We start from the raw sequence: 19687 nt of genomic DNA on the forward strand, positions 1-19687 counted from the left end.
CTGCCCATGTCATCGCCGAACACCAGCAAACGCCTCTACTGCGCACGATGCCTGCGTCCGCAACGCACCTGCATCTGTCAGTGGGTCACGCCGCTTGAGCATGATGTCGAAGTGCTGTTCCTGCAGCATCCGCTGGAAGTCCACAACGCAAAAAACAGTGCGCGCCTGCTGCACATGAGTTTGCCGCACAGTCGTCTCGTTGTTGGCGAAACATTTTCCGCACATGAGCTGCAGGCATTGCTGTATGCGCCTTTCGATTCTGCAAACGAGATGCATGCGTCAGACAAGACGGCCTACCCTATCCTGCTCTATCCTGAAAACTCTGAAGAACAAGGACTCATCGCGTTGCCCCCCGTCGCACAGATACCATCGGAAATGCGCATCCGCCTGATAGTACTGGATGGCACCTGGCGCAAGAGCCGCAAGATGCTGTATCTCAATCCGCTGCTGCAACAGCTGCCGCGTCTGACCTTACGCGATCCGCCGTCTTCGCATTACCGGATACGCAAGGCGCACAAGGCAGATCAGCTTTCCTCATTCGAGGCGACCTGCTACGCCTTGATGCAACTGGAAGAAAACATTGAAAAATATAAACCCCTATTGGCGGCATTCGACGGTTTTGTCGCACAACAACAAGCGCATGTCGGCATGCAGGCAGATATGCAAGAGCATGAATAAGGATGACACGAGAGAAATCAGCAGGCGTAAAAATACCGGCGGCTGCGCGACTTTCCAATCCTGCCTATAATCGGCACATCTACCTGCCACACCCTCACCAAGGAAGTTCCATGACCATTTCTCTCTACACCGCCTCCGTCCCCGTACTCAAGCAAATGCTCAATAGCGTGAGCGACCTGCTCAAAAAAACCGAAGAGCATGCTGCTGCAAAGAACATCGACCCTAACGCCTACCTGCAGGCGCGCCTGTTCCCGGACATGTTTCCGTTGATACGCCAGGTACAGATTGCCGGCGACTTTGCGCGCGGCGTATCGGCGCGCCTGGCCGGCCTCGACGTACCCAAGGTCGACGACAGCCTGGCCACCACCTTTGCCGATCTGCGTGCCATGCTGGCGGAAACGATCACCTTTCTCGACAGTATCAAACCGGCACAAATCGACGGCCAGGAAGCGCGCGACATCGTTCTGCGCCCAGGAACGCCAAAAGAAAGAAAATTCAATGGACAGGATTATTTGCTGCACTTCGGTTTACCGCAATTCTTCTTCCACGTCACCACGACTTACGCCATCCTGCGCCACAACGGCATTGAAATCGGCAAGCGCGATTACATGGGTACCTATTGATAAGCATGGAGTAACTGGCGGCATTTGAACTGCCGTCAGCTTGAAAAGGGCAAACATTCGTGTTTGCCCTTTTCACGTCTGCTGACGCATTGCATCATGCCTGCACGCAAACCTTTCGGATATCGGCAAGCCGAATATAATGATCAGAGACCGGTACGGTAATTTCTATACGAGGTATGGATATGAGCACCAGAAAAATGTTTGCCGGCATGGATGCGGAAAGCCGATATTTTTATGAAAAAATTATCAATACTGCGATGCTCAATATGTATGCTGTGGATCATCAATTATTTGATACCCGCCTTTGCGATTCGGACGATCCGCTGATCATGCTCAAGTGGAAGGAAGTCGAACCTTTGATCATGGATGCAATTCGGAACCAGGTCGATCCCGATCCAGACGCAGATAAATGATCCGGATTGCGCTGTCGCTTTGTGCCGCCGTTCTGCTTGGCAGTTGCAGTGCAAGCTATCCTGCCGCAACGCAAGTCCTGCCCGCTTCAGTCGATGACACCATCTCCAATATTGACGTCAAGATCATTGCCTTCAACGATCTGCACGGTCATCTCGAAGCTCCAAAATTATCCATTCCCGTACCGACCGCCGACGGCACGCATGTTGGCATACCGGCCGGCGGCGCCGCCTATCTTGCCGGCGCAATCAAATCCCTGAAGCAGGCCAACCCGTATCATGCGGTCGTTTCTGCCGGCGATATGATAGGGGCTTCGCCGCTGGTATCCGCACTGTTTCTCGACGAGCCGACGATAGAAGCTGTCAATGCATTCGGCATCGATTTCAATGCAGTCGGCAACCATGAATTCGACAAAGGCGCAGCCGAGCTGTTGCGCATGCAGAACGGCGGTTGCGCCCAATACACGCAACGCCAGCCCTGCGCGCTCAACAAGCAGTTCCCCGGCGCCAATTTTGGCTTTCTCGCAGCGAACACCTTCAAGGCAGATGGCAGCACACTCTTCCCCGCCAGCGCCATCAAGACCTTTGGCAATGGTGCACAGCAGGTGAAGATCGGCTTCATCGGCCTGACATTGAAAAATACAGCACACATCGTTACGCCCGGCGGCGTTGCCGGCCTGACCTTCAAGGACGAAGCACGTACTGCGAATGCACTGATCCCGCAGTTGAAGGCGCAAGGTGCCGCTGCCATCGTTGTCATCGTGCATGAGGGCGGGACGACGACCGGCGGCTTCAACGATCATTCCTGCCCGAATCTGACTGGCGCGATCGTCGCGATACTGGAGCGGCTCGATCCGGCAGTCGATGTCGTGGTATCCGGCCATACGCATCGATCATATGTCTGCGATTACGGCCGTAAAAATTCGGCCAAGCCGTTTTTGCTGACCAGCGCAGGCCAGTACGGCACCCTCGTGACAGACATCAATCTGCGCATCAATCCCCGCACGCGCAAAGTGGTGTCCAAATCCGCCAACAATGTGATCGTGCAGGGAGCTGGCTTCATCAATCATGCAGGTGTCGCAGTCAAGCCTTCTGCCGCGTATCCGCGTTTTGAGGAAGAGCGCGATGTCGCCGCGATCGTCAGCCGCTACGCATACGCCACCGCGCCACTGGCAAACCGCATCGTCGGCAGCCTGACGGCATCCGCAACACGCAGACAGTCAGCGTCCGGCGAAAGTCCGCTCGGCAATCTGATCGCCGATGCGCAACTCGCCGCCACACAATCAGTGGAAAATGGCAAGGCACAATTCGCGCTGATGAATCCCGGCGGCCTGCGTGCCGATCTGCAGGTTCCGAACGGCGGCGGCGAGATCAGCTATGCGCAACTATTCAGCAGTCAACCGTTTGGCAACAATCTTGTCGTCAAAAGTTTTACCGGAGCACAACTGCGTAAACTGCTGGAGCAGCAGTTCAAGACTGACAGCAACCCCATCGGGCATCCACGCATCCTGTTTCCATCGAGCGGATTTACCTATAGTTACAAACTGAAAAATCCGGCCGGCACACGCATCGTCGCCATGCAGCTGCATGGCGTGCCGATTGCAGATGACAGAATTTATCGCGTGACGATGAATAGCTACCTGGCAAATGGCGGCGATCAATTCAGCCTGTTCAATGAGGGACGCAATGTGTCGGGCGGCCCACTGGATGTCGATGCGCTGGAGACGTATCTGCGCACACACTCCCCATTAAAACCGCCGGCCACCGACAGGATTACTCGCATCGATTGATGCTTTTGCTCAGAACTTGTGTGATTTGATATTCGGGAAGCAAAGACAGAAGTTTTTCTATTTTTCTGTCTTGTGCTTCATGTATCGGCGTACTGCTCGCCCCATCTTTTCAAACCGGCCAGCGATCTGAATTCTGCAACAGAGCGGCACTGTATATGCGGATGACGCGTCTTCAGCATTCTGGACAAGGCCGCACCGGGGCCCAGTTCTATCGCCATCGTCACCCCCGCTTCATCCAGACTGTCCATCACGCCTTGCCAGCGTATCGGCTCGGCAAGCTGACGTGACAATGCGGACGCTGCGGCATCCTTGCTGTGCAGGCGTGCACCGGAAATTCCCGCCAGAACAGGAAATAAGGGATTGCTCATTCCGCTCGCCGTCACAGCGTCTTCAAACGGCGTGACCGCATCGCGCATCCACGGCGTATGCGAAGCGATTTCAATTGGCAGGCGGGTTACTTTACCGCCGGCTGCGCTAACGGCCGCTTCCAGCGCATCGGCATTGTCGAGCAGGCCGCCGGCGATCACCGCATCTTCATCGACCTCAATCGCAATGAAAAAATCATGCGCACGCAGCACGGGCTCCAGCTCTGCCATCTGTATCAAGGCTTGCGATAGCGAAATGGCCAGCATCACTTGCGGCTGCTCAGGTGTAATGCACGCCTGCAACAGCTTGGCCCGTAACGCAGCCAGCCTGATCGTCTCTTCCGGAGCCAGCGCCCCCGCCACCGACCAGGATGCCAGCTCGCCTATGCTGTAACCGGCGGTAATCACGGGTCTGGGTATGAGCCCTTTGATTGCTTCCCAGTTTGCCAATATGCTCGCGACCACCAGCGGTTGTGCAATCGGATTGGCAAACATCAAGTGTTCGTCCGACAAGATATCCGGCAGCGTGTGTCCACACAGTTCTTCCAGCGGCCATGTCTGCAGCAACTGACTGGCACGCGCATCCTCGCGCAGGATATCGAACATATCCGCGTGCTGCCCTCCCTGTCCGGAGCACAAGATAGCAATGCGATTACTCATCCCGTCCCTGTCATTTCATTCCATCCATAGACTTGCCTGATACACGAACCAGCTTGCCGCAAGCATATCTGCTGCGCCGCCCGGCGACAAACCTCTGCTCACAAATTGCCGGTGGCTATCGAGCGCGGTATCGTGCCAGTGCGGATGTGCAGTGCCGCCAAGTGCGATGTATCCTTGCGCAGCCTGTCTGGCCAGCACCGCGCCATCCGGCCCGCCGCGATGATAAATATTGGTGTCTGCCATATGCGCCATCAAGGCGAACAAGGCATCGATCTGCGCATGATATGACGAACGCCCTGCGGCGATGGTTTTACGCAACTGCGGCACACCGATATCGAATACCGCCGGAAAACCCTTTGCGCCTTCTTCGCGCGCACCGCTAATGCCATACAGATGTGCAACACGCATGCCGTGAGAAGTTCCGGATGCCGGCGGCATCGAGTGCGCCTCCAGTGCCGCCCCCCATTGCCTCATGAGCACCGTGCGCAATGTGCTTTCCGATAAAGGCAATCCGTGGCTGTGGCAATATCCGGCGGCGGCACAGAGCAGGCCCAGAGAAAAAATGGCACCACGATGCGTGTTGATACCGCCGGTTGCTGCCAGCATGCGCTGCTCTGCCTGAATACCGAGTTCCTTCAATACGCCAAACGGCACATCCGCTGCCCCCGCATGTGCCGCCCGGACAAAGTAATGGCGCAGTGAAAAGAGGCTGCGCATGAACAAGCCGGCATCCATGTCCGTATGGCTGCCATTGTCTATGAGAGAGACCAGGCCGGGCTTCGGATACAGCACCAGTTCTGCGTGCAGGCTTCCTATGGCGATGCCGGCCGTTGCCAGGCACGCATCACGCAGCAGCTTGTTTGCCGAAGGCATCCGGACAGCGACACTGCCAGGAATTTCCCGGGATCGCGCAGGAAAGGAATGAGCTGATTGCTTCACTATGATTTTTCCAGTTCCGCCAGCAAGTCTGCGGTCGGCACAAGATTCAAACTCGACATGCCTTTCGCCAGCACCCGCAGGCGATCCGGCTTTGCAAACGCTTGCGCCCACTCCTTCCATGCCACCGCGCGCCCGGAAGGAAAAACGATTTCCCCATCCAGCGGCAATTGTTTTGCATACAGATCCAGAAGCATCATGCCCTCCTGAAGCTGTGCCTGCGTGCGCGGATAAAAAAGGAGGTCTATGTCGGAAGAAGCGGCAAGGTAAGGCAGACCTGTTATTGCCTGCAGCGCGACTGAACCATAAACGCGAAATTCCAGTTCCTTGCCGCCTGCTTCTACTGCCAATGCAGAAAATGCACAACGCCATGCAGACGGCAATGCAGCTTCTGCCGCAATGAGCGCCAGCGGTGCTTCGTGGCGCATGATGTCCGTCGTACCGACTGAAAAGGGAATCCGTGTTTTTACACCGCTATCCAGCTCAGGCGGTGGTGCCAGGCCAAGGCAAAGCATATCCGGCTGTGCAGCGGCGTCGTTCCGGCGCACGATGGCCGGCCAGTCATTTTCAGCCCATCGCATCAATTCTTTTGCATGTGCAGCCGGTAGCCGTGCACATGCAGCCTGCCATCCAGTTGCAGATAGCCAGACGCGGTTATGACGGTAAAACATCGCGGCTGGCCAGCACGGCCTGGATAACCGGACGCGCCATTTTGCGCCCGCCTCTTTCCAGCCCACGTTCACTGCGGCGATCGCTTGCATCCGTCTGTTGCAGAGCCAGCGATAAACAGGCTGCCAGATCATCGTGCCAGATGGCTTCGACACCGCCCATATTCAAATAATTTTCTGCGCCGGGAGCGAACACCGGATTCGACTTCGCCAGCTCGCGCAGTGTTTCTTCCGGCACTTTGGTAATGCGTGCCATGGCGGGCAAGCCCATCACGCGGATTTCCGCCTCGGGCAGCGCATAACAGGCATCTGCCATCAGGCCGCTCGTGATGAAACCACCGGACAGTGCCTGATCGTAGACCAGGCCAATCACCGGATGGCCATTGCGGCGCGCACGATCGATGCATTTACCCAGATGCGCCATATAGCGATTGATGCCCAGCATTTCATCACGATGTCGCAGGCGCTGGCCTTGCGTGTCGACCAGTATGATCAGCGGGCGTCCGGGAAATTCACGCATCGTTTCGAGTATGGCATTGGCCTGCGCCAGCGCAATTTCCACTCCGATGGGTGTATGCCCGGTAGTGCCGATGACGGTAACGATGCGACCGGCGACTGTCGCGTTACCGCGCAGGAAAAAATCGCGCTCGACAATGTCATGCCCTTCCGGGAACAACTCTGCAGCAAGTTTCTGCCATTCCATTAGCGTTCTCCCAGGCGGAAGGATGAGACCTGCTGCATGAAGGCTTCGGCTTCCAGCATCGGCAATGCAGCGGGGTTCGTAATGCCGAGGCTGGACCAGATATCCATAGGTTCGGACAATTGGCCGAAATCCTTCAAGCGCTTGCTCAGCAAAGCGTGTTCGGATTCCAGCGCCTGCAGCGTGAGTTCGGCTGAACTTTGCCGGCAGCGTTGCAGCGCTGCAGATGCAGCATCGCGAAAAACATCAATATCGTCTGCCAGCACGGCATCGCAATCGCCCAGCAGGTAACGGTGCTTGCCTCCTGTCGTGCGCCACACGAGAGCACGGTCGCGGGAATCGAATTCTTCCACGCCATGCGTCGTCTCAATCACTTCCGGGCCCGACATCGCCAGCCGCGCTTCTTCCGACATCAGGATCGCATTGGCGCAACAGGCCACGATGCCCATGCCGCCAAAGCAGCCGTTGGAGCCGCCGATCAAAACGATGACCGGGATATTGGCGGCGCGCGTATCGAGTACTGCGCGCATCACTTCCGATACCGCAATCAAACCGGCATTCGCTTCGTGCAGGCGCACGCCGCCGGTTTCCAGCAACAGCACCACACCGTCCACGCGATCCTGGATGGCACGTTTCAGCAAGCCCACAAGTTTGGCGCCATGCACCTCGCCCACCGCGCCGCCCATGAAGCCGCCTTCCTGCGATGCGGCCAGCACTTTCGCTCCCAGCAATGTGCCGCTGCCGATCACCACGCCATCGTCGAACGAGACCGGCGTATCCAGTTGCGCCAGATGCGGGCTGACGATGCGCTGCGCCGGCGGCAGAAATTCCGTAAACGAATCCGCGTCGAGCAACTGATGGATGCGCTGCCGTGCATTCGCTTCGAGATAGCTGCTCATGTCGTCGCTCCCATCATGGATTCCACCGCCTGATCCAGACGCAGACTGACGACCGCAGGTGTCGCGCCTACATCGTTGATCGAGATGCGGACATCCGCCAGCGACCAGCGCAGATAAAAATCCGCTATCACTGCCTGCCAGATTGCAGCGAATCCAACCGCAGCCGTTTTCACTTCCACTTCGCAGCCGCCGTTCAGGGCCGCCGTTTCGATCAGCACTTCGAGATTGCCCGAACTCACCACACCGACCAGTTCCGCATGCGGCGTGATACGTCGCGTACCGTTTTCAAAACGAAAATTCAAGGTTTCCATATCGAGGTTTCCATGTCTTGCTTCACCAGTTTCTGAAACGCTTGGGCGGTGCATACAAGCCGCCGGATGCGCGCACCAGGTCTTTCATGTTTTTTGCTGCCAGCAGATCGCGCGTCGCCATGCGCTTGTCGATGCCCATGTCTTCGGCGCGCAAAATAATGCCGCGATCACGCAGGTTTTCCACCATTTTTTTGTCGCGCGCCATGCCGACTGGCGTATAACCGGCAACGCCGCGTATCGCCTGTTCGCGCTCTTCTTCGGTGCGGCACAACAGCAGATTGGCGATGCCTTCCTCAGTCAGGATATGCGTGACATCGTCGCCGTAAATCATCACCGGCGGGATCGCCAGCTTGGCCTGCTCGGCCACTTTCCATGCATCGAGTTCCTCCACAAAAGCCGGTTGCATATGTTCGCGGAAGGTCTCCACTATTTGCACTACCAGTTTCTGCCCACGCGGTATTTTTTTCTTGTCCTGGTTTGTCTGCTGCCGCGCCTGCTCCCCTGCCTTCAGCCATGCCGCACTTGGGTGACGCCGGCCGCGTGCATCCGAGCCCATGTTCGGCGCACCGCCAAAACCGGAAATGCGACCCAGCGTTGCGGTCGATGAATTTCCCTGCAAATCGATCTGCAGCGTCGAACCGATGAACATGTCGCACGCATAATGGCCGGCTACCTGAGACATCGCACGGTTGCTACGCATCGAACCATCGCGTCCGACAAAAAATACATCCGGACGCGCTTCGATATAGCGTTCCATACCCAGCTCCGAGCCGAAAGAATGCACCGACTCCACAAAGCCGGCTTCGATCGCAGGAATCAGTGCGGGATGAGGATTCAAGGCCCAGTGCCGTCCGATTTTTCCTTTCAGGCCCAGCGACTCGGCATAGGTCGGCAGGATCAATTCAATCGCGGCGGTATCAAAACCAATGCCGTGATTGATGCGTTCCACACCGTATTCGGCGTAGATGCCTTTGATGGCCATCATCGCCATCAAGACCTGCACTTCGGAAATCAATGCAGGATCGCGCGTGAACAGGGGTTCGATGTAATGCGGCGTCGGTGCCGGCACCACAAAATCCACCCAGCCTGCCGGCACATCAACACGCGGCAACACATCAACGATTTCATTGACTTGCGCAATCACGATACCGTTCTTGAAGGCCGTCGCCTCCACGATGGCTGGCGTATCTTCGGTGTTGGGCCCCGTGTAAAGATTTCCCTGCCGATCTGCCGCCTGTGCGGCAATCAGCGCCACGCGCGGCGTCAGATCGATGAAGTAGCGTCCGAACAGTTCGAGATAGGTATGAATCGCACCGATATTGATCTTGCCCGTCGCAACCAGCCGCGCCAGACGAACTGCCTGCGGCCCGGAAAAGGAAAAATCCAGCCTGGATGCAATCCCTTTATCGAAAACATCCAGATGCTCCGGCAAGGCAAGAACCGAGAGCAGCATGTGCAAATCATGCACACGCGCCGGATCCAGCGAGCACAAGGCCCCTGCCAGAAAATCCGCCTGCTTCTGGTTATTGCCTTCGAGGCAGACGCGATCGCCCGATTCAATCACGGCTTCAAGCAGTGCAACAATTTTGCCGGGGTCGGCGATCCGTCCTGTGATCGCCAGGCCCCGTGCAATTCTTTTTTCCCTATTTTCGGAAAGCAGATTCCACTGTTTCATTACATCCCCACTTTATTAGGCAGGTAGGTGACTATCTCCGGGAATACAGCCAGCAGCGCGATGAACACAATCATGATCCAGATGAAGGGAACAACGCCTCTGAGTATTTCGCGGTTCTTGATGTCGGGCGATATACCCTTGATGACAAACAGATTCAGCCCGACCGGCGGTGTGATCAATCCGAGTTCCATGTTGACTGTCAACACGATACCGAACCAGATCGGATCGAAACCATTGGCAATAATGCCGGGCAAAATAACTGGCGTTACCATCAGAATGATGGCGACCGGCGGCAGGAAGCAACCGAGCACCAGCAACAGCACATTGACCCAGAACAGATAGGCCCATTTGGACATTTCCAGCGCGGCCAGCCATTCCGCTGCGCTTTGCGTGATACGCAGATAGCTCATCACATAAGTAAACAGGAAAGCCATCGCAATGATCATCATGATCATGCACGATTCTTTTGCCGTACCCAGGAAAATCGCACGTACGTCCATCCAGCGATAGCATTTGTACACCAGCGCCACCAGTACCATCGCACCGAAGGCGCCGATGCCGGCAATCTCGGACGGCGTACCGATGCCGCCGTACATTGCATACATGATGATGGCGATCAGGATCACGAATGGCAACAAGCGTGGCAGCACTTCAAACCGCTCACGCCAGCTATAGGTTTCCACTACTGGAGCCGTATGCACATGATCGCTGCCTGCTGCCAGTGCCTCGTTGGCCAAACGGATATCCTTGGATGCCCGATACACGACATACGCAGCAAAGCAAAATGCCAGTAACAAGCCGGGAATGATGCCGGCCAAAAACAGCTTGCCGATCGATTGTTCGGTAATCAAACCGTAGATAATCAGCGTGATCGATGGCGGGATCAGAATGCCCAGCGTGCCGCCGGCAGCAATCAGGCCGGTTGCCAGCGCATCCGAATAGCCGCGCTTGCGCATTTCGGGTATGCCCATGCCACCGATCGCCGCACACGTCGCAGGACTCGATCCGCACAATGCAGCAAATACCGTGCAGCCGATCACATTGGCCACGCCCAGCGAGCCCGGCATTTTGTGCATCCAGCGATAAGCCGATTCATACAGGTCGACAGCGGCCCGCGTCTTGCCTATGGCCGCTCCCATAATGATGAATAGCGGGATCGTCAACAAGGTGAAGTTATCCAGTTCACCGTACAAGGTTTCAGCCAGCATTTCCAGATTCATCGGCGGCATGAAAAAGTACATGAAGCCAAGCGCACTGGCGCCCAGTGCAAACGCAATCGGCATCCCTGAAAACAACAGGACCAGAGTGACGCCGAGATAAAGCAAACCAAGTTCTAGCGTGCCCATTTAGGCTCCCATCAGGTTTTGTTCTTGATGTTGTTGATGCTGGACAGGAATGGTGAGCGTTTCGATGATCTGCATCACCATCTGCAAAGCCATCGTGCTCAAGCCGAACCCCATGAAAAAATAGGGAATCCACAATGGTGGAGCCCAGGTGGAACTGGTGCTCCATCCCTGTTGATAAGCGTTCCATGCGTATAGCCACGCATTGCGCGCGACAAAAAACACCACGATGAGCGACAGAAAATCACCCGCCATCAAACGATACTTGTTCCATTTCGGCGACATCACTTCATCCAGCACTTCAATGCCGACATGGCCGCGTTCGGCCTGCGTATAGGCAGCAGCCAGAAAAGTCGCGGCAATCAAAAGGTAAACACAAAACTCGATCATCCAGTCGTTGGCGATAAGCAGGTAGTAGCGCGTCACCACTTCGTAGACCAGCGCCAGCGTCGCCACCACAATTAATAAAGCAGAAAGAATCGCCATCCAGCGATTAAAGGCACGCAAACTGTTGCCCATCAATCGAATCAAATTAGTCATATGAAATTCCTGAAAAAATGCCTGCAAGTGAAATTGCAGGCATTTTTAGTTCGACGGGGTTACTTGACGGCCTGAGCCATGTCGAGCAGTTGCTGGCCATTTTTCACGTTTTCAGCGAAATTTTTCCATGCAGTCTGCTTGGCCAGTTCGCGCCATTTTGCAAAGGCGGCGTCATCCATATCCGATGCGGTGGCGCCATTTTTGGCATAGACCTCGCCCAGACGAACGTCATCCTTCTTCGATTCTTCCATCGCGAATTTTTCCAGACTGACTCCGACTTCCATCACGATTTTTTGCTGTGCCGGCGTCAGGCTGTCATAGGTGCTTTTCGCCATCAGCAAAGGCTCGAACATGAACCAGAACGTATTTTTACGTGCGGTCGTCACCTGTTTTGCCACTTCATACAGGCGGAAACTCAACAAGGATGTGCTTGATGTCACTGCCGCATCGAGCACGCCGGTTTGCATGGCGTTATAGATTTCCGACGATGGAACGTTCGTGATCGAACCGCCCGCACCTTTCAGCATCATGTCCATTTCCTTGCTGCCGCCGCGGATTTTGACATCCTTGGCATCGCTAGGCTGCACGATGGATTTGGTCTTGGAAGCTACGCCACCTGCTTGCCATACCCAGGTAATGATCTTGACGCCCTTGCCCTCGACCACGTCATTCAAGGCCTTGCCGATAGGCGCAGTCTTCCAGCGCAAGCCCTGCTCGTAGCTGGTCACCAGCGCAGGCATCAGGCCGAGATTGGTTTCCGGAATCTTGCCGCCTTCGTAAGCCAATGGCAGCACGGTCATGTCCAGTGCACCGGTCTGCATCGCGGAAAACTGGCTGTTCGGCTTGACCAGGGAGGCGGATGGATAAATCTCGAATTTCAATTCGCCGTTGGTGCGTTTTTCAACGTCCTGTGCGAATTTGACGGCAAGACGATGACGAAAATCGACATCGGCGCCATCGCCACCCGGGAACTGGTGGGAAATCTTGATGACCTTGGTTGCAGCCATCGATGAGGCCGAGAATCCCAAGGCAAATGCGCCTATGAGGACAGTGGATAGTGTGGACTTCAGAAACTTGTTACTGATCATTTTTGTCTCCTGTATGAACTTCTTTTTTGAGAATTCAACTGCTTCAAGGCATCAGTAGCAAGCGTTCAAGATACACATTCATCCACGCGTGCAGACTGACGATCAACCTCACCTCCCACTGAGTTTGCATGCGCAATCGCTATGCGATCAGCAAATAAATACCAATGGTGGCTTTTCTTTTTGTGTATACAAGAATACATTTAAAGAATACACAGTCAAGAATTAAATAATTTATATAATGTTTTTTTGATATTTTTCTTAAAGAAACATAGCCATACTGCGCAAAAATGAAAAAACACTCTGAAGTATTACGCGAAGCAATCGAAGAAATGATTGCAGTTGGCAAGCTCCCTCCCGGACATCATCTCGATGAAACTGAACTCGCAAAAGAGTTTGGCGTATCACGCACGCCGATCAGGGAAGCGCTGATCCAGCTGGCCTCCACGGGGATCATCGTGATTCGCCCCAGACGCGGCGCCATCGTGGCGGAGATCGGCCCGCAGCAGTTGATAGAGATGTTCGAGGTCATGGCAGAGCTGGAAGCCATGTGTGCACGGCTGGCGGCGCGGCGCATGAGTCCGGCAGGACACGCGACATTGAAGGCGACACATCTGGCCTGCAAGGAAGCACGCGACAACGTAGATTCCGACGCTTACTTTTACAAGAACGAAGAATTCCACCAGCAGATATATACAGGCAGCCAGAATACCTTTCTGGAAGAGCAGGCACGTGTGCTGCAACGCCGTCTGCGCCCGTATCGCCGCCTGCAACTGCGTGTGCGTAACCGCGTGAAAGCGTCATTCGATGAACATGGTGCGGTCGTCGATGCCATCATCGAAGGCAAAGGCGAGCTCGCAGCTGAATTGCTGCGTCAGCACATCATGATTCAGGGCCAGCGCTTTACCGATCTGATTGCCTCCTTGCCCAAGCCATCGGGCAAGACTGCGTAATGCAGTGCTTGTTGTAAGCGGGGGCGACAAGCGCCCAGGCTGGAAGCCAGAAGACGGGTCTAAAGCGCATTCAAGGCGCTCTCTTCCCTGCTGAAAACCAGACCAGAAAATTTCTGCCTGATAGTTCTTCATCTTGGTCCAGCTTTCGTTCTTTGCGCAGGCTGGGAAATAAGACTTTAAAAAGGAGCAACGCATGAAAACCTTCCGTATCGGACAGATAGTCCCCAGCAGCAATACCACGATGGAAACCGAAATTCCCGCGATACTGCGCGCACGAGAATCCATGGCACCGGAACGTTTTACCTTTCATTCCAGCCGCATGCGCATGAAGCGTGTCACCAAGGAGGAACTTGCCGCCATGGATGCCGATTCCGACCGCTGCGCGCTGGAGTTGTCGGATGCCCGCGTCAACGTCCTTGGCTATGCCTGTCTGGTTGCGATCATGAGCATGGGACGCGGCTACCACCGCGTTTCCGAAGCACGTCTGCATCAACGCACTGTTGAAAATAACGGCCCCGCGCCAGTCGTCACCAGCGCGGGCGCACTGGTGCATGGACTCGACAAAATCGGCGCAAAAAAAATTGCGATCATCACCCCTTACATGAAGCCTCTTACCGAACTGGTGGTGGATTACATCCAGCACGAAGGGATAGAAGTACTCGATTGCATTTCGCTTGAAATCGCCGACAACCTCCAGGTCGGCGCGCGCGATCCGAATGCACTGATCGAGATATCGAAACGACTCAATGTTGCGAACTGCGATGCCGTGGTCCTGTCCGCCTGCGTGCAAATGCCTTCTCTGGCATCCATCCAGCCGGTACAGGATAGGCTGGGCTTGCCTGTCCTGTCTGCGGCGGCATGCACTGCCTACCAGATGCTGGAAAAGCTCGGTCTGCAAACAATCTCGCCGAATGCAGGCGCACTTTTATCAGGAAAATATTAAGGACTTTGCGCAGCAGGCTATATTGGCAAGGCAGAGTCATGCCAGTTTTTATAGATGACAGTTGACATCTATTTAATCAATGACGAATATCATCTATAATTCTGGCAAGCTGATTCTTCAAAGGTAAGCCATGCCACGCGTCTCCAGGGATCAAGCCGATCTCAATCGTGCTGCCATCGAGAATGTTTCTGCAAAACTGTTTCGTGAAAAAGGCTTCAACGGCGTCAGCGTCTCCGACCTGATGGCAGCGGCCGGACTGACGCACGGCGGTTTCTACGGACATTTTTCGTCCAAGGATGAATTAGCTGCGTTTGCCTGCGCCAGCGCCTTTAACCATGCTGTTGAACGCTGGGAAAAGCGCATTGAGAACACCAAGGATGAAAAAACCGCATTCAAAACCATCGTCGACAATTACCTGTCGTCGAAAAATGTACTCGATATCGGCAACAGTTGCCCCGGCCCCGCCCTGGCCGTCGATGTGGCACGCGAACCCCTGGATAAACCTGTGCATGCCGCTTATCTGACCGGTACCAAGGAGTTGGTCGAAGTCCTGGCGTCCTTATGCCCATCAGTCGATCCGGCAACGCGCAGGAAAGTCGCGCTAGCGCAATGGAGCACGATGGTCGGCGCCATGATGCTCGCGCGCGCCACCCATGACGATACGATTGCGGAAGAAATATTGTCTGCCGCACGCACACAATTGCTCGCCGATGCAGATATCTGATTCACCATTCAGCAACTCCCTGTCGAACCACACATAGGATATTCATGCTCGCTCAATCATTATCCAGATGGCTGGACCGCAAAGGCATCCATTTTTCCTGGGTGATAGTCGCCATCACCTTCCTGACGATGCTGACTTCTGCCGCCGCGCTGGGTTTGCCAGGCGTGCTGCTGCAACCACTCAGCAAGGAGTTCGGCTGGACTACGGATCAGATTTCATCCGCCATCGCACTGCGCTTCATTCTGTTCGGCTTGATCGGACCGTTTGCAGCCATCTTCATGGAACGCTTCGGTTTGCGCAATGTGATCTCGACTGCGTTGATGCTGGTTGCACTTTGCCTCGCCTTGTCCACGCAAATGACACAGCTTTGGCACATGTTCATGTTGTGGGGCTTGATTCTTGGTGTTGCAACCGGTATGACGGCACTGGTGCTCGGCGCGGTGGTCGCCAATCGCTGGTTTGAGAAACGGCGTGGATTAGTGATCGGTCTGCTGACCGCAAGTACTGCCACCGGACAATTAATTTTCTTGCCCGTCGCGGCATGGCTGATCGAGCATCATGGTTGGCGCATGGCTGTGCTTCCGGTATTTTGCTGTTGCGCCTTGGTGGCCGTGCTGGCCTTCGCCCTGATACGCAACCGCCCTAACGATGTGGGTATCGTGGCTTACGGTGCTGACCCGAGCGTGGTGCTGCCGATGCCGCCAAGCACAGCACACATGACTTTGCTGGAACCATTGAAAGTACTGGCCAGCGTTTCACGCAATCGTACCTTCCTGGTTCTTGCCGGCACCTTCTTTATCTGCGGCCTCTCCACCAGCGGGCTGATCCAGACCCACTTTATTTCGCTGTGCGGCGATTACGGCATGGCCGCGATTCCGGCTGCGGGCATGCTGGCAATGATGGGCGCCTTCGATTTTGTCGGGACTATCTTGTCAGGCTGGCTGTCCGACCGTTACGATAATCGCAAACTGCTGTTCTGGTATTACGGCTTGCGCGGCTTGTCGCTGCTGTGGTTACCGCATTCCGACTTCACGCTGTACGGCTTGTCTATCTTCGCGATGTTCTACGGACTGGACTGGATTGCGACCGTGCCACCTACCGTCAAATTGGCAGGCGCCTCGTTTGGCAAGGAACGTGCGGGCATGATCTTCGGTTGGATATTTGCCGCGCATCAGATTGGTGGTGCGATTGCAGCCTACGGCGCCGGTTTGTCGCGCACCATGTTGCTGACGTATACGCCAGCGCTGTACACGGCTGGTGCTGCGTGTTTGTTTGCGGCAGTGGTTATTTTCATGATACGCAAGCCACTCAAACCTGCATAACAAGAGCTGGATTGAAGATCAGAACTTCGGCTTCCCTTATCGAGGTTTGCGCCAGACCGAAGCCAGCCACGGTTGCTGTTCACGCGGCAATCCTGGCGGCCGGTAATAATGTTCGAGTTCGACAAAACCGGCATCCGTCATGTATTGCTGCCAGGCGGGCCATTCGTAATAAGCACCATAACGATCGCCGCTCCAGCCTTCCCGATTTTCTCCGCGCGGATTAGAGCTAAAGAGCACGCCGCCAGTCTTCAGACTTGCATGCAACTGGCGCAGCACGCGCGGCAACTCCTGGCTCGGCACATGGAATAGCGATGCATTGGCAAACACACCATCGAAATGCTGCTCAGGCAAGGCGAGTTGCAGGAAATCCTGCTGCCATACTTCGCATTGGGCATCCTCTCGCGCCATGCGCACAAATTCGGCCGAGCCGTCGAGACCGACCGGCTTGTGACCAAGCTCCCGCAAAGTTTTCAAATCGCGCCCGGGACCGCAGCCCAGATCCAGAATGCTGAATGGCGCATCCGCCTCTATATATTTCAGCAGCGACTGGATGTTCTGGCTGACGTCATGCGTGCGCGTCCCTTCGCGGAACGCGTTCGCACTCTGATTGTAATGATTCAGCGTCACGGCGCTGATATGCCCCAGTTCCTGCGGGTTTAATTTGGCATCTGAAATTTTATTTTCTCCATTCCAGCCATCCACACGCCTAGCGGCGATGGATCTTCATGATCTTTTGATGTTCGCGCTGCCAGTCGCGTTCTTTTTCGGTATTGCGTTTGTCGTAGTCCTTCTTGCCTTTCGCCAGCGCGATGTCGCATTTCACCCTGCCGCCTACCCAATGAAGATTGACCGGCACCATCGTAAAGCCGGATTGATCGACCTTGCTGACGAGTTTTTTGATTTGCGCTGCATGCAGCAGAAGTTTGCGCGTGCGTATCGCTTCCGGGTGATCGAAAGATGATGTGCTGTTCAAGGCACTGACGTGCGCCCCGAACAGGTAAATCTCGTTGTCGCGCGCAATGACATACGCTTCCTTGAGCTGCACGCGGCCGGCGCGTATCGCCTTGACTTCCCAGCCTTGCAATACAATGCCTGCTTCGTAGCGGTCTTCGATGAAGTAATCGTGGAATGCTTTTCTGTTATCGACTATGGTCATGGTGCTCTCTATTCATAACGGCAGTGTAACGGTCTGCGCGGTAATCTGCACTCGCGACTGTTCCATTCAACAATTAAAAACATGATTGCCTATCTGTTCGTTCTGGCCGTTGGCCTGATCGCCGGCGCCATCAGCGGTGTGATCGGCACCGGCTCGTCCATCATTCTCCTACCCATACTGGTATTTACCTTCGGCCCCAAGCAGGCCATACCCATTATGGCCGTGGCCGCTGTAATGGCCAATCTGGCGCGCGTGATGGCATGGTGGAAGTTGATCGACTGGCGTGCGTTTGCGGCCTATTCGATCAGCGGCATTCCAGCCGCCGCCATCGGTGCACGCACGCTGCTGGCCTTGCCGGTCAATCTGATCAACAGCTTTCTCGGTCTGTTTTTCATTCTGATGATTCCGCTGCGGCACTGGCTGATCGCGCGCAATTTTCGCCTCAGCTTATGGCATCTGTCGCTGGCCGGCGGCGTCATCGGCTTTCTCACCGGCGTCGTATTGTCTACCGGTCCGCTCAGCGTACCGGCCTTTACCGCCTACGGCTTGGTCAAAGGAGCGTTCATCGCAACCGAGGCAGCCAGTTCGCTCTTCCTTTATGTCGGCAAACTCATCGTCTTCGGCGAGTTCGGCGCCCTGCCACCGAATATTTTCATCAAAGGGCTGCTGGTCGGCGCATCGCTGATGGCGGGCACCTTCGCCGGAAAAATAGTGATGCTGAAATTGAGCGAGCGCACTTTTCAGCATTTGCTGGATTGCTTGCTGTTTTGCTCAGGCATGTCGCTGCTATGGGCTGCCGTGGCTTGAATTACAGATGAACGCCCCCACCTGAACTACTGCCATCCTGAAAAAACCTTCCATTTGCATGCAATTTTGCACATGGTTGACGGAAACATCTAAATGGCTATACTGAAGCTCTTTCATCCACTTGCATAAGCTGCCTGCAATGACTACGCCAACCTTCCTGTCGAAACGCATACGTTCTGCGCCGAACAAGGAAGAGTCGCGTGCGCGCATTGTGAGCATTCCGGTTATTACGCGCGCCGTTGCCGGAATCTACTCGCAGACAACTTTCGTAAGAGACCTCGCCTGCCTCCCTTAGGCTCGGCGAGTGTCCACGGGAACGAAACTTCGTTCTGCAACATCACTCCCGAGCCACCCACATCCAAAACCTGACGATGTATTGATGCTTTTGCATTGATATGCATCGATATGTATTGCCATTTTTTTTGGCTGGTCTGACATGACTGGCCGTGGAGTTTTATTGCCATGAAAAATCAACGTTACCTGACCCAAAATGATGCCTCCATTCTGAGCAAGCTGGCCGAGCATCTGTTGCGCCTGGGCGAAGTCGAAATCAATGCCGGCGAAGAATTGATCGATATCATTTCTACTTCGGTGATTCTGCCGATCAATGCACCGCGCAAGGATTGCGTCTCGCTCTACTCGACCGTTTCGTATTCGCCATACAACAGCGATGAAAAACGCAGCATCACCATCGTCTGCCCGCAGGATGCCAATCCGCAACTCGCGCTGATTTCCACCTTGACGCCCATCGGTCTGGCCCTGATAGGCAGAAAAATATCGAGCACGGTCGAAGTTGAATTGCCGTCGAATCGCGTCGAGAAAATCAAGATTCTCGATGTCACGCCATTGGATTCGGCAGTAGGAGAACTCGCACACTCATGAAAAAACATGATCTGTCCGCAGCCAAACGAGCGGCAGCCGTGCAATTGGTCGAAAACGGCGTACGACTGAAAAAATGGCTGTGTGCGTGTATCGCTATCGGTATGACATTGCTGACACTTGCCATCGCGATTGATTAGTCTGGATGCCATTCCTTTTGAGCATGGCATCCAGAAACTTTTCAGCCCTCAAATATCATTCTGGCAAACGTGCTGCGCTG

General features: G+C 55.0%; 24 protein-coding genes. 12 read left to right on the forward strand and 12 right to left on the reverse strand.

Going from position 1 to position 19687, the window contains the following annotated elements; all coding sequences use genetic code 11:
* The first annotated feature begins 6 nt into the window (after positions 1-6).
* The 4 genes from ACIQW9_RS04755 (at position 7) to ACIQW9_RS04770 (ending at position 3501) form a co-directional block, all read left to right on the forward strand.
* The gene (locus tag ACIQW9_RS04755) at positions 7-678 is read left to right on the forward strand and encodes a tRNA-uridine aminocarboxypropyltransferase (protein WP_402333605.1); all 672 of its coding nucleotides are present in this window, start codon (positions 7-9) and stop codon (positions 676-678) included.
* A gap of 110 nt (positions 679-788) precedes the next feature.
* Positions 789-1301, forward strand: coding sequence for a DUF1993 family protein (locus ACIQW9_RS04760; protein WP_402333608.1), 513 nt, complete (start codon positions 789-791; stop codon positions 1299-1301).
* A gap of 182 nt (positions 1302-1483) precedes the next feature.
* Positions 1484-1714, forward strand: a complete 231-nt coding sequence (locus tag ACIQW9_RS04765; protein ID WP_402333611.1) for a hypothetical protein — start codon at positions 1484-1486, stop codon at positions 1712-1714.
* Complete coding sequence (locus ACIQW9_RS04770) at positions 1711-3501, forward strand: bifunctional metallophosphatase/5'-nucleotidase (protein ID WP_402333614.1); 1791 nt, start codon at positions 1711-1713, stop codon at positions 3499-3501. Before ACIQW9_RS04765 ends, ACIQW9_RS04770 begins: the two co-directional genes overlap by 4 nt.
* 77 nt (positions 3502-3578) lie before the next feature.
* On the opposite strand, the gene ACIQW9_RS04775 is transcribed toward ACIQW9_RS04770, so the two are convergent.
* The 10 genes from ACIQW9_RS04775 to dctP are packed head-to-tail and all read right to left on the reverse strand — an operon-like array spanning position 3579 to position 12686.
* The gene (locus ACIQW9_RS04775) at positions 3579-4526 is read right to left on the reverse strand and encodes an ACP S-malonyltransferase (RefSeq protein ID WP_402333617.1); all 948 of its coding nucleotides are present in this window, start codon (positions 4524-4526) and stop codon (positions 3579-3581) included.
* A 15-nt stretch (positions 4527-4541) separates the two neighbouring features.
* Positions 4542-5465, reverse strand: a complete 924-nt coding sequence (gene mdcB, locus ACIQW9_RS04780; protein WP_402333620.1) for a triphosphoribosyl-dephospho-CoA synthase MdcB — start codon at positions 5463-5465, stop codon at positions 4542-4544.
* Positions 5465-6133, reverse strand: a complete 669-nt coding sequence (gene mdcG / locus ACIQW9_RS04785; protein ID WP_402333622.1) for a malonate decarboxylase holo-[acyl-carrier-protein] synthase — start codon at positions 6131-6133, stop codon at positions 5465-5467. Before mdcG ends, mdcB begins: the two co-directional genes overlap by 1 nt.
* Positions 6117-6833, reverse strand: a complete 717-nt coding sequence (mdcE, locus tag ACIQW9_RS04790; RefSeq protein ID WP_402333625.1) for a biotin-independent malonate decarboxylase subunit gamma — start codon at positions 6831-6833, stop codon at positions 6117-6119. The genes mdcG and mdcE overlap by 17 nt, the downstream gene beginning before the upstream one ends.
* Positions 6833-7729 carry a biotin-independent malonate decarboxylase subunit beta gene (locus ACIQW9_RS04795; RefSeq protein WP_402333628.1) on the reverse strand — a complete coding sequence of 299 codons (897 nt, stop codon included), beginning with the start codon at positions 7727-7729 and terminating at the stop codon, positions 6833-6835. Before ACIQW9_RS04795 ends, mdcE begins: the two co-directional genes overlap by 1 nt.
* A complete protein-coding gene (mdcC, locus tag ACIQW9_RS04800; RefSeq protein WP_402333630.1) occupies positions 7726-8040 on the reverse strand; it encodes a malonate decarboxylase acyl carrier protein in 315 nt (104 codons plus the stop codon). The genes ACIQW9_RS04795 and mdcC overlap by 4 nt, the downstream gene beginning before the upstream one ends.
* Positions 8041-8062: 22 nt before the next feature.
* Positions 8063-9715: a malonate decarboxylase subunit alpha gene (mdcA, locus tag ACIQW9_RS04805; RefSeq protein ID WP_402333633.1), complete on the reverse strand. Its 1653-nt coding sequence runs from the start codon at positions 9713-9715 to the stop codon at positions 8063-8065.
* Positions 9715-11061 (reverse strand): TRAP transporter large permease, encoded by a 1347-nt coding sequence (locus tag ACIQW9_RS04810; protein ID WP_402333636.1) that lies wholly within the window; start codon positions 11059-11061, stop codon positions 9715-9717. Before ACIQW9_RS04810 ends, mdcA begins: the two co-directional genes overlap by 1 nt.
* Positions 11062-11598 (reverse strand): TRAP transporter small permease, encoded by a 537-nt coding sequence (locus ACIQW9_RS04815; RefSeq protein WP_402333638.1) that lies wholly within the window; start codon positions 11596-11598, stop codon positions 11062-11064.
* 59 nt (positions 11599-11657) lie between these two features.
* Positions 11658-12686 carry a TRAP transporter substrate-binding protein DctP gene (gene dctP, locus ACIQW9_RS04820; RefSeq protein WP_402333640.1) on the reverse strand — a complete coding sequence of 343 codons (1029 nt, stop codon included), beginning with the start codon at positions 12684-12686 and terminating at the stop codon, positions 11658-11660.
* 287 nt (positions 12687-12973) lie between these two features.
* Here dctP and ACIQW9_RS04825 point away from each other — a divergent pair, with 287 nt between their 5' ends.
* From ACIQW9_RS04825 to ACIQW9_RS04840, 4 genes are all read left to right on the forward strand, one after another.
* On the forward strand, positions 12974-13636 hold the full coding sequence (locus tag ACIQW9_RS04825) for a GntR family transcriptional regulator (RefSeq protein ID WP_402333643.1): 663 nt from the start codon (positions 12974-12976) through the stop codon (positions 13634-13636).
* 193 nt (positions 13637-13829) lie between these two features.
* Positions 13830-14579 carry an Asp/Glu racemase gene (locus ACIQW9_RS04830; RefSeq protein WP_402333645.1) on the forward strand — a complete coding sequence of 250 codons (750 nt, stop codon included), beginning with the start codon at positions 13830-13832 and terminating at the stop codon, positions 14577-14579.
* 130 nt (positions 14580-14709) lie between these two features.
* The gene (locus ACIQW9_RS04835; protein ID WP_402333648.1) at positions 14710-15303 is read left to right on the forward strand and encodes a TetR/AcrR family transcriptional regulator; all 594 of its coding nucleotides are present in this window, start codon (positions 14710-14712) and stop codon (positions 15301-15303) included.
* A 44-nt stretch (positions 15304-15347) separates the two neighbouring features.
* The gene (locus ACIQW9_RS04840; RefSeq protein ID WP_402333651.1) at positions 15348-16625 is read left to right on the forward strand and encodes an MFS transporter; all 1278 of its coding nucleotides are present in this window, start codon (positions 15348-15350) and stop codon (positions 16623-16625) included.
* 36 nt (positions 16626-16661) lie between these two features.
* Here the strand turns inward: ACIQW9_RS04840 and ACIQW9_RS04845 are convergent, their stop codons facing one another.
* The gene (locus ACIQW9_RS04845) at positions 16662-17252 is read right to left on the reverse strand and encodes a class I SAM-dependent methyltransferase (protein WP_402333654.1); all 591 of its coding nucleotides are present in this window, start codon (positions 17250-17252) and stop codon (positions 16662-16664) included.
* A 79-nt stretch (positions 17253-17331) separates the two neighbouring features.
* Positions 17332-17781: an SsrA-binding protein SmpB gene (smpB, locus tag ACIQW9_RS04850; RefSeq protein ID WP_402333656.1), complete on the reverse strand. Its 450-nt coding sequence runs from the start codon at positions 17779-17781 to the stop codon at positions 17332-17334.
* 81 nt (positions 17782-17862) lie between these two features.
* On the opposite strand from smpB, the gene ACIQW9_RS04855 reads away from it, so the two are divergent.
* The 4 genes from ACIQW9_RS04855 to ACIQW9_RS04870 all read left to right on the forward strand — a co-directional run bounded on the left by ACIQW9_RS04855 (position 17863) and on the right by ACIQW9_RS04870 (position 19607).
* Positions 17863-18588 carry a sulfite exporter TauE/SafE family protein gene (locus ACIQW9_RS04855; protein WP_402333659.1) on the forward strand — a complete coding sequence of 242 codons (726 nt, stop codon included), beginning with the start codon at positions 17863-17865 and terminating at the stop codon, positions 18586-18588.
* Positions 18589-18727: 139 nt separating this feature from the next.
* Positions 18728-18883: a hypothetical protein gene (locus ACIQW9_RS04860; protein ID WP_011870963.1), complete on the forward strand. Its 156-nt coding sequence runs from the start codon at positions 18728-18730 to the stop codon at positions 18881-18883.
* A gap of 167 nt (positions 18884-19050) precedes the next feature.
* Positions 19051-19470, forward strand: coding sequence for a GreA/GreB family elongation factor (locus ACIQW9_RS04865; RefSeq protein WP_402333662.1), 420 nt, complete (start codon positions 19051-19053; stop codon positions 19468-19470).
* Positions 19467-19607 (forward strand): hypothetical protein, encoded by a 141-nt coding sequence (locus ACIQW9_RS04870; protein WP_402333664.1) that lies wholly within the window; start codon positions 19467-19469, stop codon positions 19605-19607. Before ACIQW9_RS04865 ends, ACIQW9_RS04870 begins: the two co-directional genes overlap by 4 nt.
* Positions 19608-19687 lie beyond the last annotated feature (80 nt).

The sequence above is a fragment of the Herminiimonas sp. NPDC097707 genome, from assembly GCF_044761395.1.
GTDB lineage: Bacteria > Pseudomonadota > Gammaproteobacteria > Burkholderiales > Burkholderiaceae_D > Oxalicibacterium.